Genomic DNA, 24,033 nt, shown 5'->3' with positions numbered 1-24,033 from the left:
CTCGCCCAACTCAAGCCGCCGGATTCGCGCCGGGTGCGGCCGGCCCGGTGCCGGACTCCGGCGCATCGGCCTGCCCTACCCCCGGCGCGGCGCCCACTTCCGCAATCCGCGCCTCCAGCATCGCCAGCGCGCCCGACAGCGCATTGAGCGCCTCGTCGGGCAGCGCCGACATCGTTTCGTCGAGAAACGCCACACGGCGCGGCATGCATTCGTCGAACACGGCGCGCCCGTCCGCCGTCAACGTGACGTTGGTCACGCGGTTGTCGCGCGGGTCCGGCGCACGCGCGATCCAGCCGAGCGCCTCCATCGATTTCAATTGACGCGTCAGCGCGCCCGGATCGGTACGCACCAGCTCGACGAGCCGCTTCTGCGAGGCCATGCCGTTTTCGTTATGCAGCGCGATCAGAATCCGCCAGCGCGGCATCGGCTGGCCGACATGCGCCTCGAAGGCGGACAGGAACGCGCGATAGGTGCGGCCGAATTGTTGAAGAATCGCGACGCGGTCTTGAGCTTCCATGTATCGAACGACAGTAACGGTGGATTCGGTTGATTCGTCGACCCCGCCGCTCATTCGGCGACGACGGTCGGTTCGATCTTGCTGCGCAGCCGGATCGGCGGCACGCGGCAACTCTGCCAGACGGACAGCACGGCCACCACGGCGGCGACCGCGATGCCGAGATGAATGGCCCCGACCAGCGAGGTGCGGGCGGTTTCGAGCAGCAGCGGGCCAGGGTGGCCCTGCTGCACGAGTTCGGCCACCACGCGCGTTTGCGCGGCGCGATCGATCAGGATCTGCGGGTCGGACAGTTGCCCGAACCACTGCATCGCGCGATCGCTGCCGAGCGCATCGCGCACGCCGCCGGCATACATCTGATTGACCAGCGTGCCGGTCAGCGCGGTGCCGATCATACCGCCAACCATGCGCAGCGATTGCAGCAGCGCGGTGGCGATGCCCAGATGCTCGCGCCCGGCTGTCTGCTGCGCGAACACGGTCAGGTTCGGCAGCACGAAGCCCAGGCCGATCCCGCCCGCCACCATGACCGCCAGCAGCAGCCCCTGCGGCGTGGTGTGCGACGACAGCGCCACGCCGGCGCAGGCCACCGCGAGCAGCGCGAAGCCGGCCGGCAGCATCGCGTTCGGGTTCGGAATGCGCGTGACGATGCGGCCGTTGAGAATGCTGCCGATCGTGATGAACACCACCAGCGGCGTGATCACCACGCCGGCCGCCTTCGGCGACATGCCGAAACCGCCCTGAAACAGCAGCGGCGCGAAGAACAGCAGCGAGAACATCGAGAAGCCGGCCAGGATCGCCAGCGAGAACAGCATCGCGAGCGAGCGGTTCGCGAACATGTCGAGCGGCAGCAGCGCGTGCGGACAGCGCTTTTCCCAGCGCCACAAAGCAAAGCCGCCGGCCACCGCGATCAGCAGCAGCACGGCCGGCCAGCCGAAAAAGCCGCGCTTGGGCAGCCATTCGACGAACAGTTGCAGCGAACCGAGCACCACCGCGATCAACAGCGCGCCGGGCCAGTCGAGCCGCATCTTGCCCTCGTGCTTGGCGTGACGCAGGTGCGGCAGGTAGCGGATCACGAAATACAGCGACAGCAGCCCGAACGGCAGGTTCACGTAGAACACCGAGCGCCAGCCCCAGAACTGCGTGAGGAAGCCGCCGAGCGACGGGCCGATCGCATTGGCGATGCCGAACGCCGTGCTCATCAGTACCTGCCAGCGCAGCCGCACCATCGAATCGGGGAACAGGTCGGGCACGCAGGCGAACGCGGTGCCCACCAGCATGCCGCCGCCGATGCCCTGCAACACGCGTGCGAACACGAGGAAGGTCATGCTGCCGGCCATCCCGCACAGCATCGAGGCCGCCGTGAACACCACGATCGAGGCGATCACGAACGGCTTGCGGCCGTAGTAATCGCCGAGCCGGCCGAAGATCGGCACGGTGATCACCGAGGTCAGCAGGTAAGAGGTGGCGACCCAGGCGTACAGATCGAAGCCGCGCAACTCGGCGACGATGGTCGGCAAGGCGGTGCCCACCACGGTCTGGTCGAAGGCGACCAGCATCGTGACGAACGACACGCCCAGCATGGCTAGCAGGGATTCGCGGAAGGGCAGGACTTGCCCACTCGAATGGTGGGCTCGGGTATGGACGGCCATCTTTTGCTCACGCAACGTTTGATGAGTCAACAATTGCGAGATACTACCACGCATGCGGTAGGCTACGCAGACGCAGATGGCCCCGCGAATGCATCAGGCACCCCGCTGGAGGGATATGGAACCGATTTTTCACCCTGTCGATTCGACACTGTCGCCCGAGGATCTCGACACGCTGCGGCGCGCGAAACTGGCGCTCGAAAGCCCGTCGCTGACGATGAAGCTGACCAGCGTGGTGGGCGCGCCGATCGAGAAGATGATCGCGCGGCTGCCCGGCTTCGCCACCGACAAGATCAACGACGCGACCGAGCTGGCGCTGCGCAAGTGCCTGCAACTGGCGCTGCGCACGCTCGGCAGGTCGGGCGGCGTGGCAAGCATCGGCGAAACGTCCGACAAGCCCAGCAATTTCCTGCACAAGCTGGCCGTGGCCACCACCGGGGCGGCGGGCGGCGCGTTCGGGCTGTTCGCGCTGCCGGTGGAGCTGCCTGTCACCACCACGCTGATGTTCCGCTCGATCTGCGACATTGCGCGCAGCGAGGGCGAGGATCTGGCCTCGATCGACACGCAGTTGCAGTGTCTGGCCGTGCTCGGCATGGGCGGCGGCTTCGCGAACGCCGGTACGGCGGCCGGCAGGCAAGGCGGCGAGGTGGACCCGGACGCCGAGCGCGACGCCGATTTCGGCTATTTCGTGCTGCGCGGCGCGCTGGCGCAGGCGGTGTCGAAGGCTTCGTCGGAGATCGCCTCGAAGGGCTTCGCGACGCATGGCTCGGCCGCGCTGCTGCGGCTCGTGCAGGTGATCGCCTCGCGCTTCTCGGCGCAGGTCACCGAGCAGATCGCCGCCAAGTCGATCCCGGCGCTCGGTGCGGTGCTCGGCGCGACCGTCAACACGCTGTTCATGGATCACTTCCAGCAGGCGGCGCACGGCCACTTTGCGGTGCGCCGGCTCGAACGCAAGTACGGGCTGCCGGCGGTGGAGGCCGCCTATCAGGCCATCGCGATCTGAACCTGCTGCGGGCGGCGCGACGTCACGCGGCGCACGAACGCGGCCGCGTCGTCGAGCGCGCGGCCCGACTCGGGTACGTACGGCACGGCCATCTGCCAGACGTGCGGCATGCGCGGCCACACCTGCAGCTCGACCTCGACACCGGCCGCCTGCGCACGCTCGGCGAAGCGGCGCGAATCGTCGAGCAGCACTTCGGTGCTGCCGGCCTGGATCAGCAGCGGCGGCAGCCCGGCCGCGTCGGCGTAGAGCGGCGATACATAAGGATCGGTGGCGCTGGCGTTGCCCACGTACAGGCGCGCGGCACGGCCCAGCGCGGCGCCCGCGAACATCGGATCGGCGCCGTCGTTGGTCACCAGCGTCGCGCCGGTAGCCGCCAGGTCGGTCCACGGCGAGAACAGCACCGCGCCGGCCGGCAACGGCGCGCCGCGATCGCGCAACGCCACCAGCAGCGCCAGCGCGAGGCCGCCGCCGGCCGAGTCGCCGGCCACCACGATCGAGGCCGGATCGATGCCCGAGTCGAGCAGCGCCGTGTAAGCCGCCAGCGCATCGTCATGCGCGGCCGGGAACGGATGCTCGGGCGCGAGCCGGTAGTCGGACGAGAACGTGCGCGCGTTGGCCCGCGAGGCCAGCGCGAACACGAGCGGGCGGTGCGTGGTCGGCGTGCAGAAGTAATAGCCGCCGCCGTGGAAATACAACAGCGTCGGCGACGTGGCCGATGCCGCTGCGCCCACCGGCTCGAGCCATTCGCCGCGCAACGGGTCGCGCGGCGCACCGCCTTGCGCATAGCATTCGCGCAGCCGCCAACCGGCCGGCACGCGCGTGGGGAACGGCCGCCGACGCTCGGCCAGATCGCGCGCATGCGCCACGTCGATCACGGGCGACAGCGTCTTCGGCCGCACCTGCCGACGCAATATCCAGCACGCCAGTTCGGACTGCCAGCTCATCGGTTCTCCTTACTGTGTGGTGGGAGCTTGCTTGGGCAAGCTCGCGTGCCGGCGTTCAGCTCGCCGGCTCGATCTGCCCGCGGATCTCGCCCGTCGGATGCGCCTGGGTGTGGATGTTGAAGTACCACTTGCCGGCCATCAGCTCGGTCACCTGGCGGTCGTCGAGCATGGCCGAGCCCTTGATCGGGCTCGCGAGCGCCTCTTTCGCGATCGGCACCTGCACGCCGGCGTTCTGGCCGACCGGCGCGGGGCCGTGGAAATGCGCGGCGGTCGCCGGGCCGCTCAGGCCGCCGTAGGTCACGGTCCAGACCAGCGTGTGGGTGCTGGTGTCGAAGCTGGCATCGAGCGTGCCCGAGCCGCGCGTGGCGGTGGGCGGCACTTCGCTCGACGGCTGCAGGTTGGCGACGAGCTTCGCCGTCTCCGCATGAGCCGCCACGCTGGCCAGCGCGCCGAGCAGCATGCCGGTCGTCAGGAAACGCAGGATTTGCATGGGATCTCCAGGTCGTGGATGTCGCGTGCCGTGCAGGCCTCGCTGCTGCGATGGTAGACGATCGCCGGGCCGCGCGGCGAACGCCCGATGCGTCGAGATGCCGAAGGCCGTTCGCGCATCGTACGCCACGCGCCGATCGTTGCAGGCGGGATCGCCTTGCGGGTCAAGCAACGGCGTTCCCGCTCGCCGATGCCGCCTGCGGTGCCTCCACCTTTCGTCTACGCGTTACGCCCGTTTACGTTTGAAATCTTCGCTCGGTCCGCATCCCGAGACGCAAACGCAGACAGCGCCACGTCCGCCGCCCGCTCGCGCCGCCTCGGGCCCCGGTGCGTTTCTTACCGTCGTAACGCGCGGCGATCCTGCTCGGCGCGGCAGCGGCTTGCACGGCGAATCGACCGGACGACAATGACCGTCCCGCCGTTCCTCCCAGGAATTACGCTCGTGCCGGTCCGTTCGCCCTCGCCCGTTTTTTCCGTTGCAACCGCTTCGCGCCTGCCCCGCACCGCGCTCCTGTCCTCGCTGCTCGGCCTGGGCGCGCTCGTCGCCGTGCCGGCCAAGGCGCAGGAGTTCGCGCTGCTCGGCGGCGCGCTGTACGGCGCCGGCACACGCACGACGGCCTGGGCGCTCGACTATCGCGAAGGCCTCGGCCCATACGCGGCGGCCAGCTTCACCTGGAACAACGAAGGCCACCTGCCGAACCACCATCGCGACGGCCAGGCCGTGCAGTTCTGGGGGCAATTGCCGCTCGACCGGCGGCGCATCGTGCTGTCGGCCGGCATCGGCCCGTATCGCTATTTCGATACCGAAGCCGCCTCGCAAGGACGCGGCTATTCGAACACGCACGGCTGGGGCGTGATGATGAGCGTGCGCGCGGCCTACTACACGTCGCACCGCTGGGTCACGCAACTGCAACTGAACCGCATCCATACGTTCGGCGGCCCCGACACCACGGCACTGCTGTTCGGCGTCGGCTATCAGCTCGACGCACCCGACACGCCCGGCCCGCGCGACGAGGCCGCCGGCCGGCCCGACCGCGTGACGCACAACGAAATCTCGGCGATGGTGGGCGAAACCATCCTCAACAGCCGCAGTTCGCCCACCTCGCTCGGCGCGAGCGCCGAATACCGGCGCGGCCTGATGACCTATCTCGACTGGACGGCCACCTACCTCTACGAAGGCTCGAAGCGCGCCACGCGTCGCAACGGCGTGGCGACCGAACTGTGGGCCACGCGCGCGTTCCTGAACGACAAGCTCACGCTGGCGGCCGGCGCGGGCATGTACGTGGCCGTCGATCAGCGCGACATTCGCGGTGTCAGCACCGGCGACGGCCGGCTGTCGGGCATCGTGTCGATCTCGGCCAGCTACCGGCTCAACGACCGCTGGACCACGCGCGTGACCTGGAACCGCGTCGTGACCCGCTACGATCGCGACACCGACGTGATCCAGGCCGGCATCGGCTACCGCTTCTGAGGCCGCCTCCCCTGACAATCGGCCAGATTGCCGCGCGCCGCGTCGCGTGAGACGATCCCCACCCATGACACCGACCTTCCTCCAGCATGCGGACGCGCTCGCGCGTGATTCGTACTACGAAGCCACCGCCACGCGCCCGGCCGCCGACGATCCTGTGCTCGACAGCGCGCTCGACGCCGACGTGTGCGTGATCGGCGCGGGTTTCACGGGCCTGTCGGTCGCGCTCGATTGCCGCGCGGCGGGCCTGAGCGTCGTGGTGCTCGACGCCTACCGCCCGGGCTGGGGCGCCTCCGGCCGCAACGGCGGGCAGGTGATCGGCGGCTTCGCGAACGACCACGAAATCGCACGCCAGCTCGGCGACGACGGCGCACGCGCCGCATGGCGGCTCTCGTTCGACGGCGTGGAGTTGATCGCCGAGCGGATCGCCCGCTACGGCATCGCGTGCGATTTCACGCGCGGCTACCTGACGCTCGCCACCAAGCCGCGTCGCGTACCCGAACTGCGCGCCTGGATGGACGCCGCGACGCAGCGCTGGGGCCACCCCGCCCTCACCTGGCTCGACACCGACGCGATCCGCGCACGCGTCGCCTCGCGCCTCTATCTGGCCGGCGTGCACGACCCGTTGTCGGGCCACCTGCATCCGCTCAAGTATTGCCTGGGCCTCGCCGACGCGGCGCGTCGCGAGGGCGCGCAACTGTTCGCGCATTCGGCCGTCACCGGCGTCGTGCGCGGCGACCGGCCGGTGGTGCGCACCCGCTCGGGCGAGGTGCGCTGCCGCTTCGTGGTGTCATGCGTCAACGCCGGCCCGGGCGGCTTCCTGCCCGAGCCGATCGAGGCCCGCATCGGCCCGGTGCCGTCCTACCTCATCGCCACCGAGCCGCTCGGCGCGGCACGTGCGGATGCCCTGATGCCGGGCCGCGAGGCCGCCTGCGACAACAACGTGTTCCTCGACTACTACCGGCTGTCGGCCGATCACCGGATGGTGTTCGGCGGCCGCGCCACCTCGGCCGGCGCAGCACCCGAGCAGCTCTCGGCGTCGATCCGCGCGCGCATGATCGAGGTGTTCCCGCAACTGGCCGACGCGCGCATCGATTACCGCTGGGGCGGCTTCGTCGACGTCACGCGCAACCGCGCGCCCGACATCGGCGCGCTCGATCCGAACTACTTCTATCTGCAGGGCTTCAGCGGCCACGGCGTGGCGCTGACGGGCATCGCGGGCCGCGCCGTGGCGCGTGCGATCACCGGCGAACGCGCGATGTTCGAGCTGTTCGCGCGGCTGCGGCACCGGCGCTTTCCGGGCGGCCCGGCGTGGCGCCAGCCGGCGCTCGAACTCGGCATGCGCTGGCATTCGGTGCTGGAACGCTTCTGAAACGACAACGGCCCGCAGCCGAAACGCTGCGGGCCGTTTTTCATGCCGCGGCGCTCAGTGCGCGCCGCCGCCATCCGCCGCCGGTGCGCCCTTGGCCTGGCGTACCGGCTTGGTGATCCAGATCAGCGGAATGATCAGGATGAAGATCACCGACGAGATGAAGAACACGTCGTTGAGCCCCATCACCAGGGCCTGCCCGTCCACCGACAGATTGAACAGCGCATGCGCCGTGTCGCTGCCCACATGCAGCGACGACTGCATCGAATCGATCGACTGGTTGTAGATCGGATTGGTCGCGTTGGCCTGCTCGGTCAGCCGCTCGTGATGCAGCACCGTGCGGTTGTTCCAGAGGTTGCCGATCAGCGAGGTGCCCACCGCGCCGCAGAACATCCGCGCGAAATTCGACAGGCCGGCCGCCGCCGGGATCTTCTCGGGCGGCAGCCCCGACAGGATGATCGACGTGAGCGGCACGAAGAACAACGCCATCGGAATGCCCTGCAGCAGCGTGGGCAGCACGAGGTCCCAATTCGACACGTCGGTGTAGAAGCGCGTGCGCATGAAGAACACGCCCGCGAACAGCACGAAGGCCATCGTCGCGATCACGCGCGCGTCGCTCTTGGGCAGGATGCGCCCGATGAACGGCGTCAGCACGATCGCGAACACGCCGAGCGGCGCGGTGGTCAGCCCCGAATCCACGGCGCGATAGCCGAGCGATTCCTGCATCCACTGCGGCAGCACCACCAGCGTGCCGAAGAACATCGCATAGGCCACCGACAGCGCCACTGTGCCCCCCGCGAAATTGCGCTGCTTGAACAGCCGCAGATCCACCACCGGGTTCTTCGCGGTCAGTTCCCAGATCACGAAGAATGCGAAGCCGATTGCCGCGACCACCCCGAGCCCGACGATGAACGGCGAGCCGAACCAGTCGAGATCCTTGCCCTTGTCGAGCATCACCTGCAGCGAGCCGACCCAGACGATCAGCGCGATCAGCCCGACCGTGTCGATCGGCAGCTTGCGCGTGACCGATTCGCGATCGCGGAAGATCGACCAGGTGACCGCCGCCGCGAAGATGCCGACCGGGATGTTGATGTAGAAGATCCACGACCAGTTGTAGTCGTAGGTGATCCAGCCGCCGAGCGACGGCCCGGCGATCGGCCCGACCAGCGTGGTCATGCCCCACAGCGCGAGCGCCGTGGACGATTTCTGCTTGGGCCACGCGCCGAGCAGCAGCGCCTGCGAGAGCGGCGCGAGCGGCCCCGCCACGGCGCCCTGCAAGATTCGCGCGCCGAGCAGGAACGGCAGGTTCGGAGCCAGCCCGCACAGCCACGAGGACAGCACGAACAACAGGATCGCGGTGACGAACAGGCGTACCTGGCCGAAGCGCTGCACGAGCCAGCCGGTCAGGGGAATCGACACGGCGTTGGCCGCCGCGAAGATCGTGATCACCCACGTGCCTTCATCGACGGACACGCCGAGATCACCGGAAATGGTCGGAATCGCGACGTTCGCGATCGACGAGTCGAGCACGTTCATGAACATCGCGAGCGACACGGCCACGGTGCCGAGCGCGAGCTTGCCGCCTGTCAGCGGACCGGGAGAGGAAGGAGCATTCATCGAGTCGTCCGGTGGTTGCCGTCAGCCATCCCGCCTCAGGCGAGCGGCTTGCGGTGCGCCGTGGCGGCCGCCGCCGGCGCAGCCGCCGGGCGGCCCGGGCCGCCGGCCGCGTTCTCCGCGATGATACGGGCGATTTCGGCATCGGCCTCGTCGCCGTACTTCGCGAACACGTCGGTCTGGTAGACGGTGTTCTGCACGCCGCCCAACTGGCCGCCGCTCTCGTCCTGGATATTCACGTCGACCTGCATCGACAGGCCGATGCGCAGCGGATGCTGTTCGAGCTCCTTGGGATCGAGCGCGACACGCACCGGCAGGCGCTGCACGACCTTGATCCAGTTGCCGGTGGCGTTCTGCGCGGGCAGCAGCGAGAACGCCGAGCCGGTGCCGGCCGAGAAGCCCACTACCTTGCCGTGATACTTGACCGACGAGCCGTACACGTCGGCCGTCACCTCGACCGGCTGGCCGATGCGCATGTGCGTCAGTTGCACTTCCTTGAAGTTCGCGTCCACCCAGATCTGGCCGAGCGGCACCACCGACATCAGCGGCGTGCCGGGCGAGACGCGCTGGCCGACCTGCACCGAGCGCTTCGCCACGTAGCCCGTGACCGGCGCCGGCAGCGTGTTGCGGGCGTTCGCCAGATAGGCGTCGCGCACCCGTGCGGCGGCGGCCAACACGTCCGGATGGTTGCTGACGGTGGTGTTGGCGGTCAGCGCCACGTTCGCCGCGAGCTGCTGCTTGGTGGCGTCGAGCGAGGCCTGCGCGGCCTTCACGGCGTCGCGGGCGTGCGAGATTTCTTCCTGCGAGACGGCGCCCGTCTGCGCGACGGCGACACGGCGGCGCAGGTCGTCCTGCGCCTTCGACAGGTCCGATTCGCGCTGCGTGACCTGGGCGCGGAACTGGTCGTCGTCGGCATACATGCCGCGCACGCGGCGCACGGTCTGCGCGAGGTTCGCCTCGGCCGATTGCAGCGAGATCGCCGCGTCGGCCGGATCGAGCTTGACGAGCGGCTCGCCTTCGCGGATCGATTGCGTGTCGTCGGCGTTGACCGCGATCACGGTGCCCGTGACCTGCGGCGTGATCTGCACGATGTTGCCGTTCACGTAGGCGTCGTCGGTATCTTCATGGAAGCGCGCGACCAGGAAGTAGTAAAGGCCGTAGGCGACGGCGGCGATCACGACCACGACGGCGAGCAGCGCCATCATCCGCTTGCGCTTGCCGTTCTGCGCGGCGGGCGCCGCGGCTTGTTGCTGGGGTTCGCTCATCGCGAGGTTCTCCGTCTGCGCCCGTCACGCCGCGCTGCGGCGCGACGGGCTCTGCTTGTCGATTCGAATTGGAACTGGAACTGCGGGAAACTCAGCCGGCGGCCGGGGCCGATGCTGCCGTGACCGGCGCAGCGGCGGGGGCCGGAGCCGACACGGGGGCCGGTGCCGACGCCGCATCCGGCGCGGCGAGCGGCGAACCGCTTGCGTCGAAGCCGCCGCCCAGCGCGCTGATCAGGCCGATCTGCATGTCGCGGCGGCGCATCACGAGGTTCGTGACGGTCTGCTCGGCGCTCAGGCGGTTGACGTCGGCACTGAGCACCAGCAACTGCGGCGCGAGGCCGGCCTTGTAGCGCACCACGGCGAGATCGTAGGCGCGCGCCGAGGCGTCCAGCGCACGCTGCGCATCGCCCATCTGCCGGTCGATCGAGCGGATCGTCGCCACCTGCGTGGCCACGTCGTTGAGCGCGCCGATCAGCGTCTGGTTGTAGTTCGCGACGTTCAGATCGAAATCGGCGTAGCGCCCTTTCAACTGCGCGCGCAACGCGCCGGCATCGAAGATCGGCAGGTGCACGGCCGGCCCGAACTGCGCCTGGCGGCTCGCGAATTTCAGGAACTGGCCCCAGCCGAACGCATCGAAACCGAAGCCCGCCGCGAGGTTCACGTCGGGGAAGAATTCGGCCTTCGCCTCCTTCACGTCGTGCATCGCCGCTTCCACCTGCCAGCGCGCGGCCACCAGATCGGGCCGGCGCGCCACCAGGTCGGCCGGAATGTTGCCGGGCAGATCGACCGCCCCGCCCGGCTTCAGCACCGGCACGGCGATCTTCAGGCCGCGGTCCGGGCCCTTGCCGAGCAGCGCCGCCAGTTGATAGCGGGTGACGGTGATCTGGCCGTCGAGATCGGACAGCGAGGATTGGCTGGTCGCCACGTTGCCGCGCGCGGTCTGCCGCTCGACGTTGGTGTCGAGGCCCGCGCCCACGCGCCCTTCGGTGATCTTGCCGACCGTCTGGCGGTTGTCGATCTCGCGCTGGGCGATGTCGCGCAGTGCATAGAGCTGCGCAAGCTGGTTGTAGCTGCGCGCGACCGACACGGCGAGCGTCACGCGCGCCTGCTGGAATTCGGCCTGCGCCGCCCGCTGCTGCGACACCGCCGAGCGCAGCCGCTGACGGTTCTTGCCCCACAGGTCCAGCTCCCACGTTGCGCTCGCCAGCACGTTGTTCTCGCTGTACCAGCTGCCGCCATAGGGCGGCGGGTACAGGCCGTTGCCCGAATACAGCTCGCGCGTCCAGGAATAGCTGCCCTCGACCTTCGGCATCAGCGCCGCGCGCGACGTCTCGATATACGACGACGCCTTGGCCAGCCGCGCCTGCGCCTGCGCGATGGTCGGGTTGCCGTCGAGCGCCTCGGCGATCAGTTGCGGCAGTTGCGGATCGCCGAACTGCTGCGCCCAATCGAGCGTCGGCCATTGGCCGCCCTCGGCGGGCAGGCTCTGGGTCGCTTCGAGTTGCGAGGCCGGCTCGATCTGCTTGTCGCTGTGGATGCCGATGTAGTTGGCGCAACCGGCCAGGGCGAACGCGGCAACGGCCGACAGCGCCGCCGCGCGGATCGCGCGCAGCGGCATCGGCTTGGCCCGCGCGCTCATCGTGCGGCTCCGCGGCGCAACGTCGTGCCTGTAACGAGTTTCATAAAAACAGCTCCCCTGGATTGATGGACTAGACAACTAATAGAACGCATGACGAGGACCCAATACGCACCGCGCGCAAGCTCAAACGCCGTTTTCGAGGATGCGGTGCAGCATCCGCTTCAACGAGCCGACTTCCTCGGGCACGAGGCCCACGAGCGCTTCGTCGATCACGCCGGCATAGAGCGCCGGCATCGCCTCGGCGAGCGCGCGGCCCGTTTCGGTCGGCACCAGCCGCACGATGCGTCGATCGTCGCGATCGCGCTCCCGGGTCAGCAGCCCGCGCACTTCGACGCGGTCGAGCACGCGCGTGATCGCGCTGGCGTCCACGCAGCAGTCGCGGGCGAGATCGGCGGCCGTCTCGCAACGGCCGGCGGCCAGCAGGTACAGCATCTTGCCCTGCACGCCCGTCACGCCGAGTTCGGCCTGCGCGCGCTGGTTGATTCGCAGCGCGAGGCGCGCGTGGGTTTGCGTGAGCAGGTAGCCGAGGCTCGCGCCGAATTCGTCGGCCGGCACGGTCAGCGCCTGCGGCGGCAATTGCAACGGTTTCATGCAGGCGCTCCCCCGGGCACGCATTCGCGTGCTGCGGCAAACAGTTCGACATCGAGCGCCTGCGCGCGCCGCAAGCCGAACCGGCTCTCGAACGCGGCCTGCGCGGCACGCCAATAACGCATCGCGTCGCCCAGCTTGCGCTGCCCTTCGAGCGTCAGCGCAAACCGCTGCCGGCGCGCGCCCTCGCTCGGCGCCTGAACGATCAACGCCGCGCCCAGCAACGGTTTCAGCGTGCGAACCAGCGTCGTGCGGTCGGTTGCCGTGGCGCGCGCCAGCTCCGCCATCGTGGTGCTCACCGAATCGCCGAGCGAGCGGAGGATGCAGAACTGCGAAAGCGTGACGCCGGCTTGCGACAGATACAGCTCGTAAAACCGCGAGACATGTCGCGCGGCCTGACGCATCGCAAAACAATGGTCTGTTTCGGAAGATTCTCTGTGCATGCGCACAGACTAGAGATGAGGGGCCGGGTCAGCAATGCCATGGAAAGCAATCAATTATCACTGTCGCGACAAGAATCGACCCGGCAAGCATTTAACACATTCACGACGTTCGCGGCCCCGAGGCACGCCATTTGATCCGGATGAATTTGGGCGAAACGCCCGCCTGGAAAGGCTCAGCGCGGGACGGGCGGCGACGCGGTTTCGAAGAACGCGACCGTATGCTCGATGAAGCTGCGGACTTTGGCCGGCATCAATGTACGGGAACTGTAAGCAAGCCGGATCTCTGCGCCCATGTCGACCAGCGAATATTCCGGCAGCACCGGCACCAGCCGGCCCGCTTCACGGTCGGCCGCCACCACCGAACTGGGCAGCATGCCGATCCCGAAACCTTGCAGCACCATGCCGAGATTGAACGGCGCGTTGTTCGACTCGATCTCGTAGCGGAACGGCACCGTCAGCGTCTCGCCGTCCACGCCGAAGCGCAGCTCGGGCTTGCGTATCGAGGTGGAGAACGCCACCACCAGGTGGTCGGCGATCTGCGACGGGTGGGTGGGCGCCGAATGGCGCGCCAGGTATTCGGGCGAGGCCACCAGTTCGAACGGGATCAGCTCCATCAGGCGCGTGACGACGGTGTCCGAGGTCAGCATGAACGGCAGCAGCAGGCCGATGTCGTAGCCTTCCGCGACCAGATCGACCGGCCGTTCGGCCAGCGTCACGTCGATGTTCACCTTCGGATACTTGAGCTTGTAGCTGGCGATCAGCGGCTGCAGCCGGTGCATGGTGGCCGTCGCGTGCGAGATCACGCGCAGCACGCCGGTGGGCTCGCGTGCCTGCGTGGACGCGCCCTCTTCCAGCGCATCGAGATCGGCGATCACGCGCACACAACCTTCGTAGAACTGCTCGGCCGCTTCGGTCAGCGAGATCTGCCGCGTGGTGCGATTGAACAGGCGAACGCCGAGCCGCTTCTCGAGCGCGGCGATCGCACGCGACACGACCGGGGTGGACAGGCCGAGCATGTCGGCGGCACGGGTAAAGCCGCGCGCCTCGACGACCGAACAGAAGATACGCAGGCTATCGATATATTCCATGACGACGTTTCCGGGTAGCGTGCGCGATTCGACACGGCTCGCGCAGGATCGCCACGCAGTAGTGTCGCTGCGTCCAGGGGCGGACGGCAGAGCGGCATTTTATCGTTTCCCGACCGGAGCCGCCGGGCCTCGAATCGGGAGGGCAGCGTGCCCTGCCCGTGACGACGGATCAGAATCGAAAATATTGTGATGGAGAACGAAACAACATCGGCGTGACGCCGCACGTTCGTATGGCACCACGAGCTTGTTTCGGAGACCGATGCAATCGCGCCGGTCTTCCGGCGCGCCCAAACGATGCGGCAAACCGGCCCGGCGCTCGGATGCCCATTCGGTTTGGCCTCAGGCAGCGGCCTGCCTGACGCGTGTTTCCGGCATGCGCAAATAGACGATCAACGAGATCGCCGCGCAGGCCGTCACGTACCAGTAGAAGTACTGTTCGTGGCCGCTCGCCTTGAACCGCAGCGCGACGAATTCCGTCGTGCCGCCGAGGATCGCCGTGGTCAGCGCGTACGGCAGGCCCACTGCGAGCGCACGAATCCGCACCGGGAACAGCTCGGTTTTCGCCAGCATGTGCACGGACGTGAAGCCGCTCAACATCACGAGCCCCGCGAACGACAGCAGGAACGCGATCAGCGCGCTGTGCGTGTGACTCAGCGCCGTAAACAGCGGCACCGAGAACAGCGTCGTCGACAGGCCGAAGCAGATCAGCACGGCGCGCCGCCCGAACACGTCGGATGCAAGCCCGAACAGCGGCTGCAACGGCATGTAGAGCAGCAGCGCGGCGGTCGACACCAGCGTGGAGGTTTCCTTCGTCAGGCCCACCGTATTCACCAGGTATTTCTGCATGTACACGGTGAACGTGTAGAAGCCCACCGTGCCACCGATCGTGATGCCGATCGCCAGCAGGATCTGCGGCCAATGATCGAACAACTGCCGCGCCACCGACGGGCCGCCCTCGCGCGCGGCGCGACGGAACGCCTCCGATTCGGTCACGTTGCGACGCATGTACAGCGCGAACAAGGCGAGCGCGCCGCCGATCAGGAACGGCACGCGCCAGCCCCAGCGTTCGATCTGCGCGCCGCTCATCAGCAGGTTCTGCATGACGAGCATCAGCGCGAGCGCCACCAGTTGCCCCGCCACCACGCTGACCTGCAGGAAGCCCAGATAGAAGCCGCGCCGGTTCGGCGGCGCGATTTCGCTCAGGTACGTGGCGCTGGTGCCGTATTCGCCGCCCATGCTGAGGCCTTGCAACAGCCGCGCCGCGATCAGCACGATCGGCGCGAGCACGCCGATCGTCGCGTAATCGGGCGTCACGGCGATCATCAGCGAACCCACGCACATCGCCGTCACCGACCAGGTCAGCGCCTTCTTGCGCCCATGCCGGTCGGCATACAGCCCGACCAGCCAGCTTCCCAGCGGCCGCGCCACGTAGCCCACCGCCGCGATCGCCGCGGTATTCATCAGTTGTACTGTCGGCTTGTCGCTCGGGAAGAACGCCTTCGCGAAATAGATCGAAAAGATGCTGTACGCGAGAAAGTCGTACCACTCGATCAGGTTGCCGGCCAGGCCGCCGACGATCGAGCGGATCGTCGGGGCCGGCGCCGATGCGGCCGCTGTCGCGTGCGCCGCCGTACCGGGCGCAGCGCCGATCTCAAGATCCCGCAGGTTCGTCATGTTGTCTCCTCTTATATGTGCTCCGGATTGTCGAGTTCAGCCCTTCGGGGCGTACTCGCGATCGAGCTGGTCGTAGAACGGCTTGTTGACGAGGCGCTGGCGCTCGGCGAACGGCGCGACGATCGACGGGTCCTCGTCGAGCCGGCCGTTGGCGCTCAACTGGCCGAGCGCGCGCTGCATGCCGACCAGCGCGCCTTGCAGCGCCGCGTTCGCGTACAGCACGAGTGCGTAGCCGAGGCCGGCCAGCGTGTCGCGCGACTGCACCGGCGTCTTGCCGCCGATCACGATGTTGATGAGCTGCGGGGCGTCGATCAGCTTCGGCAGGCGCTCGATGTCCTCCAGCCGCTCGGTCGCCTCGATGAACAGGATGTCCGCGCCGGCCTCGATCAGCGCGTGGCCGCGCTCGATGGCGTCCTCGATGCCGTGCACGGCCGCCGCGTCGGTGCGCGCCATGATCAGCAGGTTGGCGTCGTCGCGCGCATCCACCGCCGCGCGGATCTTGCCGACCATCTCGCTGCGGCCGATCACTTCCTTGTTGTTGAAATGGCCGCACTTCTTCGGCATCACCTGATCCTCGAACTGGATCGCGTCCGCGCCGCTGCGCTCCAGCGTGCGAACCGTGTGACGCACGTTCAGCGCGTTGCCGAAGCCCGTGTCGGCATCGACGATCAGCGGCAGGTCGACCGCATCGCGCACCCGCGCCGTGTGCTCGGCGATGTCGCTCAGGCCGATGAAGCCGAGATCCGGCAGGCCGAACGACATGTTGGTGACGCCCGCGCCCGTCAGGTACAGCGCCTCGAAACCGGCATCCTCGATGACGCGCGCGCTCATCGCGTTGAAGGCGCCCGGCACGAGCAGGCCGCGGCGTTCGTTGACCTTGGTGCGGAACGCGGCGCGTCGCACGTTTGCGGAGGAAGACATGGCAAGTTTCCTGATGATGAAGGTGGATTGGTCCGGCCCTGTGATTGCGAAAAACGTGCCAATGGCACGTTTCGGCGTGGAGCACGGCGGGAAGCGACCTGGCGGGGCCTGACGGCAGCGAATGGCGGCCGGATTTCGCTCGATGCGTTTCATGGCAAAATCCGCGAAACGTTTTCGAGCGCATCGAAACGTTTCACGAACGTTCCACCTTCATTTCGCCGCCACGCCCATGTCCTCGCCCAATTCGCCCGCGCGCCAGGGCCGACCGGCCATCGCGCTCGTCAGCATCAGCCGCCTGCAGCATCTGTTCGCGACCGTCGCGCCGCGCTACGACGATCAGGCGCGCCTGATCTATATCCGCGAGGGCTATGGCAACGCCGTCGCGGCCTTGCAGCCGGCCATCGAGGCCGGCACGGTGGATGTCGTGCTGGCCGCCGGCTCGAACGGCGCGTATCTGCGCGACAACCTGAACGTGCCGGTGGTGGTCGTGCGCGTGAACGGCTTCGACGTGCTCGCGGCCATCACGCACGCCAACGCCACCTGGCCCGGCGAGGCGATCGGGCTGGTCCTGCACGAGAGCGTGTCGCACGAGCTGGCCGACCTCGGCGCATGGCTCAAGCTGCGCCTGACACAGCGCGCCTACCGCACCGTCGACGAGGTGCGCACCGCCGTCGAAACGCTGGCCGCGTCCGGCTGCCGCGTGATCATCGGGCCGGGCATGGCCTGCGATCTGGCGCAGGCGGCCGGCCTCGAAAGCGTGTTCCTGTATTCGCTCGGCGCGGTGGGCGAGGCGTTCGAGCGCTCGGTCGAACTGGCGCGCGTGAGCCGTCAGAAGGAATCGAAGCGGGTACGCCTGAACACCATCGTTTCGCACCTGCGCGACGGCGTGGCCGCGTTCGACGATGCCGGGCAGCTCGAAGCCGTGAACCCGGCGATGCTCCACCTGCTGAACCTCGATCGCGGCAGCGACGTGGCCGCCCAGCTCGAACGCGCGGTCGGCCCGCTGCTGCGCGAAGTGGCCAGCAGCGACGCGCCCGTCGACGAGCGAATCCAGCAGATCGGCGGGCGTTCGCTGATCGTCGGCGGCGTGCCGATCGTCGAGCAAGGTGTGCGCTCGGGCACGGTCGTGACGGTGCAGGACGCGCTCGTCGCGCAGCGCATCGACCGCTCGCTGCGCACGACCCAGCGCCCGCGCCATCTGGTGGCCCGCTACGAGCTGGGCGACCTGGTGGGCGAATCGGCCGCCATGACGCGCGTGCGCCGGCTCGCGACGATCAGCGCCCGGCACGACGCCACGGTTCTGTTGACCGGGGAAAGCGGCACCGGCAAGGAGCTGGTCGCGCAGGGCATCCACAACGCGAGCTCGCGGCGCGGCAATCCGTTCGTTGCGTTCAACTGCGCCGCGCTGCCCGACGGGCTGATCGAGAGCGAGCTGTTCGGCCACGAGGAAGGCGCGTTCACGGGCGCGCGACGCGGCGGCAAGCCGGGCCTGATCGAGACGGCTCACACCGGCACGCTGTTCCTCGACGAGATCGGCGAGATGCCGGCCGCGCTGCAAAGCCGGCTGCTGCGCGTGTTGCAGGAGCGCGAAGTGATGAAGCTCGGCGCGAGCCGCGCGACGCCGGTGGATATCCGCGTGATCGCCGCGACCCACCGCGATTTGCGCGCGATGGTGGCGGAGGGGAGCTTCAGGGCCGATCTGTATTTCCGGCTCAACCTGCTGAATATCGCGCTGCCGGCGCTGCGCGAGCGGCGGGAGGATATCGCGGCGCTCGCGCGGCACCTGTTGCGGGCGACGGCGGCGCGTTACGCGTTGGCGCCGGGCTCGGTCGAGCGCGTGCTCGCGTGGTTCGCGCCGTATTTCGCGCGTTACGCGTGGCCGGGGAACGTGCGGGAGCTGGAGAACCTGCTGGCGCGGGCGGCGCTGTTTGCTGCGGAGGATGAGGGGGATGCGTCGGTGTCGGCGCTGTTGGCCGAGATTTTTCCGGAGTTCGGGGCGGAGGATGGGCCGTTATCGCCGGAGCATGACGAGGACGCGACGCGCGACGGGGTTCAGGCTCGGCAAGCGCCGGTCACGCGCGAGGACATCGAGCAGGCGCTCGCGGCGCATGGCGGCAATCGCGCCGCGGCGAGCCGGGCGCTCGGGATCGGACGCACGACGCTGTGGCGGATCTTGAAGGCACCGTCGTCGGCTTGAGGAAAGTGCGGCGGCGTCACGGCAGGCAATAAAAAAGGCCTCGATGCGCAATCGAGGCCTTTCTACAACAGATGGCGAGTTGCCGATCAGAACGGGATATCGTCGTCCATCTCGTCGAAACCGCCGCCCGACGGCGGCTGGCTCTGACGGCTCGAACCGCCACCGCCACCGCCACCACCGCCGCTGCTGCGCGCACCGCCGCCACCGCCGGATGCACGGCCACCGCCACCGCCGCGCTCCATGTCGCCGCCGCGGCTGCCGCCACCACTGCCACCGCCATAACCGCCGCCGCCGCCGCCGCCGTAGCCATCGTCACCACCGCCGCCACCACCCGCGCCGCCACGGCCGCCGAGCATCTGCATCTGGTCCGCGACGATTTCGGTGGAGTAGCGATCCTGGCCGTCCTGGCCTTGCCACTTGCGGGTACGCAGGCGTCCTTCGATGTACACCGCCGAGCCCTTCTTCAGGTACTCGTTGACGATCTCGGCCAGACGGCCGAAGAACGCCACGCGATGCCACTCGGTCACTTCCTTGAATTCGTTGCTTGCCTTGTCCTTGTAGCGATCGGTGGTGGCAAGACGAATGTTCGCCACGGCATCGCCGCTCGGCAGGTAACGCACTTCGGGGTCGGCGCCGAGGTTGCCGACGAGAATGACCTTGTTGACGGATGCCATGTATTTCTCCAAAAGATTCGAAACCGGCCGGCGCGAAACCCACGCGGCGGCCGGCGAAACAGCCGACGCGCGACGCCCGTCAGGCCTTGCGCGGCGGCTGTTTCATGCTGGCGGCGATTATAAGCCACACCGCAACCAGGGCAGAGCACGTATAAAACACCTCGTTCGCCCCGCCCGTCTTCAGCAGCCAGCCGCCCACCACGCCGCCCAGCGCCAGGCCGATCGATTGCGTGGTGTTGTAGACGCCGGTGGCCGCGCCCTTGCGCGAACCCGGTGCGAGCTTGGAAACGAGCGAAGGCTGCGAGGCCTCGAGAATGTTGAAGCCGAGGAAGTACACGAACAGCACCGCCGCGACGATCACTATCGTATGCGGGGTGGAGCCGAGCAACAACTGGCCGATCAGGATAGACGCGATGCCGCCGAGCAGCACCGGCTTCATCTTGCCGCGCTTCTCGGCCACGATGATGGCCGGCACCATCGCCACGAAGGCCAGCCCCATCACCGGCAGGTACACCTGCCAGTGCGAAGCCACCGGCAGCCCGGCGTCGACCAGCAGGCGCGGCACGACGAGGAACAGCGCGGTTTGCGTGGCATGCAGCACCAGCACGCCGAAATTCAGGCGCAGCAGTTCGGTGTTGCGCAGCACCTCGGCGAACGGCGCCTTCACGTGCACCGGCGGCTGAGGCGCGTCGGGCACCACCCAGAACACCACGCCGATCGCCAGCAGCGAGAGCACGCCGACGATCGTGAACAGCCCGTTCATGCCGACCCAATGGAACACGATCGGCGCGCCCACGATCGCCACCGCGAACGACACGCCGATCGAGCCGCCGACCATCGCCATCGCCTTGGTACGGTTGCGCTCCGAGGTCAGATCGGCGATGAACGCCAGCACCGCCGACGATACCGCCCCCATTCCCTGCACGACCCGGCCGACGATGATCCACGTGATGTCGTGGGCGAACGCGGCGATGAATGCGCCGAGCGCGAACACCAGCAGGCCGAACGCGATCACCGGCTTGCGGCCGAAACGGTCGGATGCCCAGCCGTAAAGGATGTAGAACATCGATTGCGTGACGCCGTAGGCGCCGAGCGCGAGGCCGACGAGCAGCACGTTGTCGCCGCCGGGGATGGTTTTCGCGTAGACGGAAAACACCGGCATGATCATGAACAGGCCCAGCATGCGCAGCGCGAAGATCGCGGCAAGCGAGGCGGTCGCGCGCATTTCGGGCGCGCTCATGCGAGCGGAGGAAGCGGACGGATTGGACATCGGGGGAAGCGGGTCGATTTGAGCGGGCATCCGCCCGATAGGCGGGCGGCGGGGATAAGGCCGGCTCCGAGTCGCGCCGCCAGGTTGCCTCGCCTGCGCCGCAAGCTGCGCAGCGCGTGCTCCGAAACACCTGCGCGGCAGGCGAAACGAGAGCCGGGAGCCCGAAACGACGGTCTCGAAAAGCCGTTATAGTAGCAGGTTTGGTTTCCTCCTCTTTCGCCAGGTTCATGGAACAGATCCGTATCCGTGGGGCACGCACCCACAACCTGAAGAACGTCAATCTCGACCTGCCCCGCCACAAGCTGGTGGTCATCACGGGGCTGTCGGGATCGGGCAAATCGTCGTTGGCGTTCGACACCCTTTATGCGGAAGGGCAGCGGCGCTACGTCGAAAGCCTGTCCGCCTACGCGCGGCAGTTTCTTCAGTTGATGGAGAAGCCCGACGTCGACCTGATCGAAGGTTTGTCCCCGGCGATTTCGATCGAGCAGAAGGCGACGTCGCACAACCCGCGTTCGACCGTCGGCACCGTCACGGAAATCCACGACTACCTGCGACTTTTGTACGCACGCGTCGGTACGCCCTACTGCCCCGACCACGAGATCCCGTTGCAGGCCCAAAGCGTCTCGCAGATGGTCGATGCGGCGCTGGCGTTGCCGGAAGACACCAAGCTGATGATCCTCGCGCCGGTGGTCGCCAACCGCAAGGGCGAGCACGCCGAGCTGTTCGAGGAGATGCAGGCCCACGGTTTCGTGCGGTTCCGGGTGCGCTCGGGCGGCGGCACGGCCAACGAGGGCGTGGCGAAGATCTACGAGGTCGAATCGCTGCCGAAGCTCAAGAAGAACGACAAGCACACCATCGACGTGGTGGTCGACCGCCTGAAGGTGCGCCCGGACATGAAGCAGCGTCTGGCCGAATCGTTCGAAACGGCGCTGCGCCTGGCCGACGGCCGCGCGATCGCGCTCGAGATGGATACCGATCACGAACACCTGTTCAGCTCGAAGTTCGCCTGCCCGATCTGCTCGTATTCGCTGCAGGAGCTCGAACCGCGCCTGTTCTCGTTCAACAACCCGATGGGCGCCTGCCCGGAATGCGACGGCCTCGGCCAGATCACGTTCTTCGACCCGAAGCGGGTGGTGGCGCATCCGTCGCTGTCGCTGGCCGCCGGCGCGGTCAAGGGCTGGGACCGGCGCAACCAGTTCTACTTCCAGATGCTGCAAAGCCTGGCGGCGTTCTACGAGTTCGATATCGACGCCGCCTTCGAGGATCTGCCCGAAAAGGTGCGCAAGATCCTGCTGTACGGCTCGGGCAAGCAGGAAATCCCGTTCTCGTACATCAACGAGCGCGGTCGCACGACGATCCGCGAGCATGTGTTCGAGGGGATCATCCCGAACCTGGAGCGCCGCTACCGCGAGACCGATTCGGCCGCGGTGCGCGAGGAACTGGCCAAATACCAGAACAACCAGCCGTGCCCGGCCTGCGACGGCACGCGCCTGCGCCGCGAGGCACGCTTCGTGCGCATCGGCTCGGGCGAGCAGGCGCGCGGCATCTTCGAAGTGAGCGGCTGGCCGCTGCGCGACACGCTCGGCTATTTCGACAGCCTCAAGCTCGACGGCTCGAAGGCCGAGATCGCCGACAAGGTCATCAAGGAAATCGTCGCGCGGCTCACCTTCCTCAATAACGTGGGCCTCGATTACCTGTCGCTCGAGCGCAGCGCCGAAACGCTGTCGGGCGGCGAGGCGCAGCGCATCCGGCTGGCCTCGCAAATCGGTTCCGGCCTCACGGGCGTCATGTACGTGCTCGACGAGCCGTCGATCGGCCTGCACCAGCGCGACAACGATCGCCTGATCGCCACGCTCAAGCATCTGCGCGATCTCGGCAACTCGGTGATCGTGGTGGAGCACGACGAGGACATGATCCGCACGGCCGATTACGTGGTCGACATGGGGCCGGGCGCCGGCGAGCACGGCGGCGTGGTGATCGCCGAAGGCACGCCGAAGCAGGTGCAGGCCAACCCGGCCTCGCTGACGGGCCAGTATCTGGCCGGCAAGAAGTTCATCGAATACTCCGACGAGCGCATGGCGCCCGACGAGGACCGCATGCTGCGGATCGGCGACGCGCACGGCAACAACCTCAAGCACGTCTCGCTCGACCTGCCGGTGGGCCTGCTGACCTGCATCACCGGCGTGTCCGGTTCGGGCAAGTCCACGCTGATCAACGACACGCTATATCAGGCCGTCGCGCGCCACCTGTACGGCTCGTCGGCCGAACCGGCGCCGTACGAATCGATCGAAGGCCTCGAGCATTTCGACAAGGTCATCAACGTCGATCAATCGCCGATCGGCCGCACGCCGCGCTCGAACCCGGCCACCTATACGGGCCTGTTCACGCCGATCCGCGAGCTGTTCTCGGGCGTGCCGGCCTCGAAGGAGCGCGGCTACGATCCGGGCCGCTTCTCGTTCAACGTCAAGGGCGGGCGCTGCGAGGCCTGCCAGGGCGACGGCGTGCTGAAGGTCGAGATGCACTTCCTGCCCGATGTCTACGTGCCGTGCGATGTCTGCCACGGCAAGCGCTACAACCGCGAAACGCTCGAAGTGCTGTACAAGGGCAAGAACATCAGCGAAGTGCTCGACATGACGGTCGAGCACGCCTACACGTTCTTCAACGCGGTGCCGGTGGTGGCGCGCAAGCTCAAGACGCTGCTCGACGTGGGCCTGGGCTACATCCGGCTCGGCCAGTCGGCCACCACGCTGTCGGGCGGCGAGGCGCAGCGCGTCAAGCTTTCGCTGGAGCTGTCCAAGCGCGACACCGGCCGCACGCTCTACATCCTCGACGAGCCGACCACCGGCCTGCACTTCCACGACATCGCGCTGCTGCTCGAGGTGATCCACCGGCTGCGCGACCAGGGCAACACGGTCGTCATCATCGAGCACAATCTCGACGTCATCAAAACCTCCGACTGGGTCATCGACCTCGGGCCGGAGGGCGGCGCCGGCGGCGGGCAGATCATCGCCCAGGGCACGCCCGAGCAGGTCGCGAAAACCAAGGCCAGCTTCACCGGCAAATACCTCGCGCCGCTGCTCAAGCGTCCAAAGCAATAAATTCGCAGTCCCGCCGCCGCCGTGGCCGTTCCGGCCCGGCGGCACGTTCATTGCTCCCCCGTTCTCGGTATCCGCAGCGGCATTTTCAGCCGTCAATCGTTGCTATACTCGCGCGATGCGGGCGGCGTG

At 67.9% G+C, this 24,033-nt stretch carries 19 protein-coding genes; 5 read left to right on the top strand and 14 right to left on the bottom strand.

Going from position 1 to position 24,033, the window contains the following annotated elements:
* Positions 1-10: 10 nt before the first annotated feature.
* The gene (locus tag AB4851_RS18595) at positions 11-517 is read right to left on the bottom strand and encodes a MarR family winged helix-turn-helix transcriptional regulator (protein WP_414450988.1); all 507 of its coding nucleotides are present in this window, start codon (positions 515-517) and stop codon (positions 11-13) included.
* A 50-nt stretch (positions 518-567) separates the two neighbouring features.
* Complete coding sequence (locus AB4851_RS18590; protein ID WP_414443085.1) at positions 568-2,163, bottom strand: MFS transporter; 1,596 nt, start codon at positions 2,161-2,163, stop codon at positions 568-570.
* A gap of 115 nt (positions 2,164-2,278) precedes the next feature.
* Here AB4851_RS18590 and AB4851_RS18585 point away from each other — a divergent pair, with 115 nt between their 5' ends.
* Positions 2,279-3,163 carry an EcsC family protein gene (locus tag AB4851_RS18585; protein ID WP_414450987.1) on the top strand — a complete coding sequence of 295 codons (885 nt, stop codon included), beginning with the start codon at positions 2,279-2,281 and terminating at the stop codon, positions 3,161-3,163.
* Here AB4851_RS18585 and AB4851_RS18580 read toward each other — a convergent pair.
* Positions 3,145-4,107 carry an alpha/beta hydrolase gene (locus tag AB4851_RS18580; RefSeq protein WP_414450986.1) on the bottom strand — a complete coding sequence of 321 codons (963 nt, stop codon included), beginning with the start codon at positions 4,105-4,107 and terminating at the stop codon, positions 3,145-3,147. The genes AB4851_RS18585 and AB4851_RS18580 overlap by 19 nt on opposite strands.
* A gap of 55 nt (positions 4,108-4,162) precedes the next feature.
* The gene (locus AB4851_RS18575) at positions 4,163-4,597 is read right to left on the bottom strand and encodes a CHRD domain-containing protein (protein WP_414443088.1); all 435 of its coding nucleotides are present in this window, start codon (positions 4,595-4,597) and stop codon (positions 4,163-4,165) included.
* A 405-nt stretch (positions 4,598-5,002) separates the two neighbouring features.
* Here AB4851_RS18575 and AB4851_RS18570 point away from each other — a divergent pair, with 405 nt between their 5' ends.
* Together AB4851_RS18570 and AB4851_RS18565 are read left to right on the top strand one after the other, a co-directional pair.
* On the top strand, positions 5,003-6,067 hold the full coding sequence (locus AB4851_RS18570) for a hypothetical protein (protein WP_414450985.1): 1,065 nt from the start codon (positions 5,003-5,005) through the stop codon (positions 6,065-6,067).
* Between the two features lie 64 nt (positions 6,068-6,131).
* Positions 6,132-7,436, top strand: coding sequence for an NAD(P)/FAD-dependent oxidoreductase (locus AB4851_RS18565; RefSeq protein ID WP_414450984.1), 1,305 nt, complete (start codon positions 6,132-6,134; stop codon positions 7,434-7,436).
* A 54-nt stretch (positions 7,437-7,490) separates the two neighbouring features.
* Here the strand turns inward: AB4851_RS18565 and AB4851_RS18560 are convergent, their stop codons facing one another.
* From AB4851_RS18560 to AB4851_RS18525, 8 genes are all read right to left on the bottom strand, one after another.
* Positions 7,491-9,050, bottom strand: a complete 1,560-nt coding sequence (locus AB4851_RS18560) for a DHA2 family efflux MFS transporter permease subunit (protein WP_414443090.1) — start codon at positions 9,048-9,050, stop codon at positions 7,491-7,493.
* A gap of 35 nt (positions 9,051-9,085) precedes the next feature.
* Positions 9,086-10,312, bottom strand: a complete 1,227-nt coding sequence (locus AB4851_RS18555; protein ID WP_414450983.1) for an EmrA/EmrK family multidrug efflux transporter periplasmic adaptor subunit — start codon at positions 10,310-10,312, stop codon at positions 9,086-9,088.
* A 91-nt stretch (positions 10,313-10,403) separates the two neighbouring features.
* Positions 10,404-11,951, bottom strand: coding sequence for an efflux transporter outer membrane subunit (locus AB4851_RS18550; protein WP_414450982.1), 1,548 nt, complete (start codon positions 11,949-11,951; stop codon positions 10,404-10,406).
* Positions 11,952-12,074: 123 nt separating this feature from the next.
* Positions 12,075-12,542 carry a MarR family winged helix-turn-helix transcriptional regulator gene (locus AB4851_RS18545; protein ID WP_414443093.1) on the bottom strand — a complete coding sequence of 156 codons (468 nt, stop codon included), beginning with the start codon at positions 12,540-12,542 and terminating at the stop codon, positions 12,075-12,077.
* Positions 12,539-12,943 (bottom strand): MarR family winged helix-turn-helix transcriptional regulator, encoded by a 405-nt coding sequence (locus AB4851_RS18540; protein WP_414450981.1) that lies wholly within the window; start codon positions 12,941-12,943, stop codon positions 12,539-12,541. The genes AB4851_RS18545 and AB4851_RS18540 overlap by 4 nt, the downstream gene beginning before the upstream one ends.
* 212 nt (positions 12,944-13,155) lie before the next feature.
* Positions 13,156-14,070: a LysR family transcriptional regulator gene (locus AB4851_RS18535; RefSeq protein WP_414450980.1), complete on the bottom strand. Its 915-nt coding sequence runs from the start codon at positions 14,068-14,070 to the stop codon at positions 13,156-13,158.
* 339 nt (positions 14,071-14,409) lie between these two features.
* Complete coding sequence (locus AB4851_RS18530) at positions 14,410-15,744, bottom strand: MFS transporter (protein ID WP_414450979.1); 1,335 nt, start codon at positions 15,742-15,744, stop codon at positions 14,410-14,412.
* A gap of 36 nt (positions 15,745-15,780) precedes the next feature.
* Complete coding sequence (locus AB4851_RS18525) at positions 15,781-16,665, bottom strand: isocitrate lyase/PEP mutase family protein (protein ID WP_414443097.1); 885 nt, start codon at positions 16,663-16,665, stop codon at positions 15,781-15,783.
* A gap of 229 nt (positions 16,666-16,894) precedes the next feature.
* Here AB4851_RS18525 and prpR point away from each other — a divergent pair, with 229 nt between their 5' ends.
* Complete coding sequence (prpR, locus tag AB4851_RS18520) at positions 16,895-18,862, top strand: propionate catabolism operon regulatory protein PrpR (protein WP_414450978.1); 1,968 nt, start codon at positions 16,895-16,897, stop codon at positions 18,860-18,862.
* An 86-nt stretch (positions 18,863-18,948) separates the two neighbouring features.
* On the opposite strand, the gene AB4851_RS18515 is transcribed toward prpR, so the two are convergent.
* Complete coding sequence (locus AB4851_RS18515) at positions 18,949-19,536, bottom strand: single-stranded DNA-binding protein (protein WP_414450977.1); 588 nt, start codon at positions 19,534-19,536, stop codon at positions 18,949-18,951.
* A gap of 79 nt (positions 19,537-19,615) precedes the next feature.
* Entirely contained in the window at positions 19,616-20,806 is a 1,191-nt protein-coding gene (locus AB4851_RS18510) for an MFS transporter (RefSeq protein ID WP_414443100.1), read from the bottom strand.
* Positions 20,807-21,033: 227 nt separating this feature from the next.
* Here AB4851_RS18510 and uvrA point away from each other — a divergent pair, with 227 nt between their 5' ends.
* Complete coding sequence (gene uvrA, locus AB4851_RS18505; RefSeq protein ID WP_414450976.1) at positions 21,034-23,904, top strand: excinuclease ABC subunit UvrA; 2,871 nt, start codon at positions 21,034-21,036, stop codon at positions 23,902-23,904.
* The last annotated feature ends 129 nt before the right edge of the window (positions 23,905-24,033 follow it).

The sequence above is a fragment of the Burkholderia sp. 22PA0099 genome, from assembly GCF_047497165.1.
Taxonomy (GTDB): domain Bacteria; phylum Pseudomonadota; class Gammaproteobacteria; order Burkholderiales; family Burkholderiaceae; genus Burkholderia.
This window is presented reverse-complemented; position numbering and strand designations above follow the sequence as displayed.

Excerpts from the sequence above, each read along its gene's own strand:
- AB4851_RS18595 (WP_414450988.1), bottom strand. The coding sequence starts at position 517 with ATGGAAGCTCAAGACCGCGTCGCGATTCTTCAACAATTCGGCCGCACC.
- AB4851_RS18590 (WP_414443085.1), bottom strand. The coding sequence starts at position 2,163 with ATGGCCGTCCATACCCGAGCCCACCATTCGAGTGGGCAAGTCCTGCCC.
- AB4851_RS18585 (WP_414450987.1), top strand. The coding sequence starts at position 2,279 with ATGGAACCGATTTTTCACCCTGTCGATTCGACACTGTCGCCCGAGGAT.
- AB4851_RS18580 (WP_414450986.1), bottom strand. The coding sequence starts at position 4,107 with ATGAGCTGGCAGTCCGAACTGGCGTGCTGGATATTGCGTCGGCAGGTG.
- AB4851_RS18575 (WP_414443088.1), bottom strand. The coding sequence starts at position 4,597 with ATGCAAATCCTGCGTTTCCTGACGACCGGCATGCTGCTCGGCGCGCTG.
- AB4851_RS18570 (WP_414450985.1), top strand. The coding sequence starts at position 5,003 with ATGACCGTCCCGCCGTTCCTCCCAGGAATTACGCTCGTGCCGGTCCGT.
- AB4851_RS18565 (WP_414450984.1), top strand. The coding sequence starts at position 6,132 with ATGACACCGACCTTCCTCCAGCATGCGGACGCGCTCGCGCGTGATTCG.
- AB4851_RS18560 (WP_414443090.1), bottom strand. The coding sequence starts at position 9,050 with ATGAATGCTCCTTCCTCTCCCGGTCCGCTGACAGGCGGCAAGCTCGCG.
- AB4851_RS18555 (WP_414450983.1), bottom strand. The coding sequence starts at position 10,312 with ATGAGCGAACCCCAGCAACAAGCCGCGGCGCCCGCCGCGCAGAACGGC.
- AB4851_RS18550 (WP_414450982.1), bottom strand. The coding sequence starts at position 11,951 with ATGAGCGCGCGGGCCAAGCCGATGCCGCTGCGCGCGATCCGCGCGGCG.
- AB4851_RS18545 (WP_414443093.1), bottom strand. The coding sequence starts at position 12,542 with ATGAAACCGTTGCAATTGCCGCCGCAGGCGCTGACCGTGCCGGCCGAC.
- AB4851_RS18540 (WP_414450981.1), bottom strand. The coding sequence starts at position 12,943 with ATGCGTCAGGCCGCGCGACATGTCTCGCGGTTTTACGAGCTGTATCTG.
- AB4851_RS18535 (WP_414450980.1), bottom strand. The coding sequence starts at position 14,070 with ATGGAATATATCGATAGCCTGCGTATCTTCTGTTCGGTCGTCGAGGCG.
- AB4851_RS18530 (WP_414450979.1), bottom strand. The coding sequence starts at position 15,744 with ATGACGAACCTGCGGGATCTTGAGATCGGCGCTGCGCCCGGTACGGCG.
- AB4851_RS18525 (WP_414443097.1), bottom strand. The coding sequence starts at position 16,665 with ATGTCTTCCTCCGCAAACGTGCGACGCGCCGCGTTCCGCACCAAGGTC.
- prpR (WP_414450978.1), top strand. The coding sequence starts at position 16,895 with ATGTCCTCGCCCAATTCGCCCGCGCGCCAGGGCCGACCGGCCATCGCG.
- AB4851_RS18515 (WP_414450977.1), bottom strand. The coding sequence starts at position 19,536 with ATGGCATCCGTCAACAAGGTCATTCTCGTCGGCAACCTCGGCGCCGAC.
- AB4851_RS18510 (WP_414443100.1), bottom strand. The coding sequence starts at position 20,806 with ATGTCCAATCCGTCCGCTTCCTCCGCTCGCATGAGCGCGCCCGAAATG.
- uvrA (WP_414450976.1), top strand. The coding sequence starts at position 21,034 with ATGGAACAGATCCGTATCCGTGGGGCACGCACCCACAACCTGAAGAAC.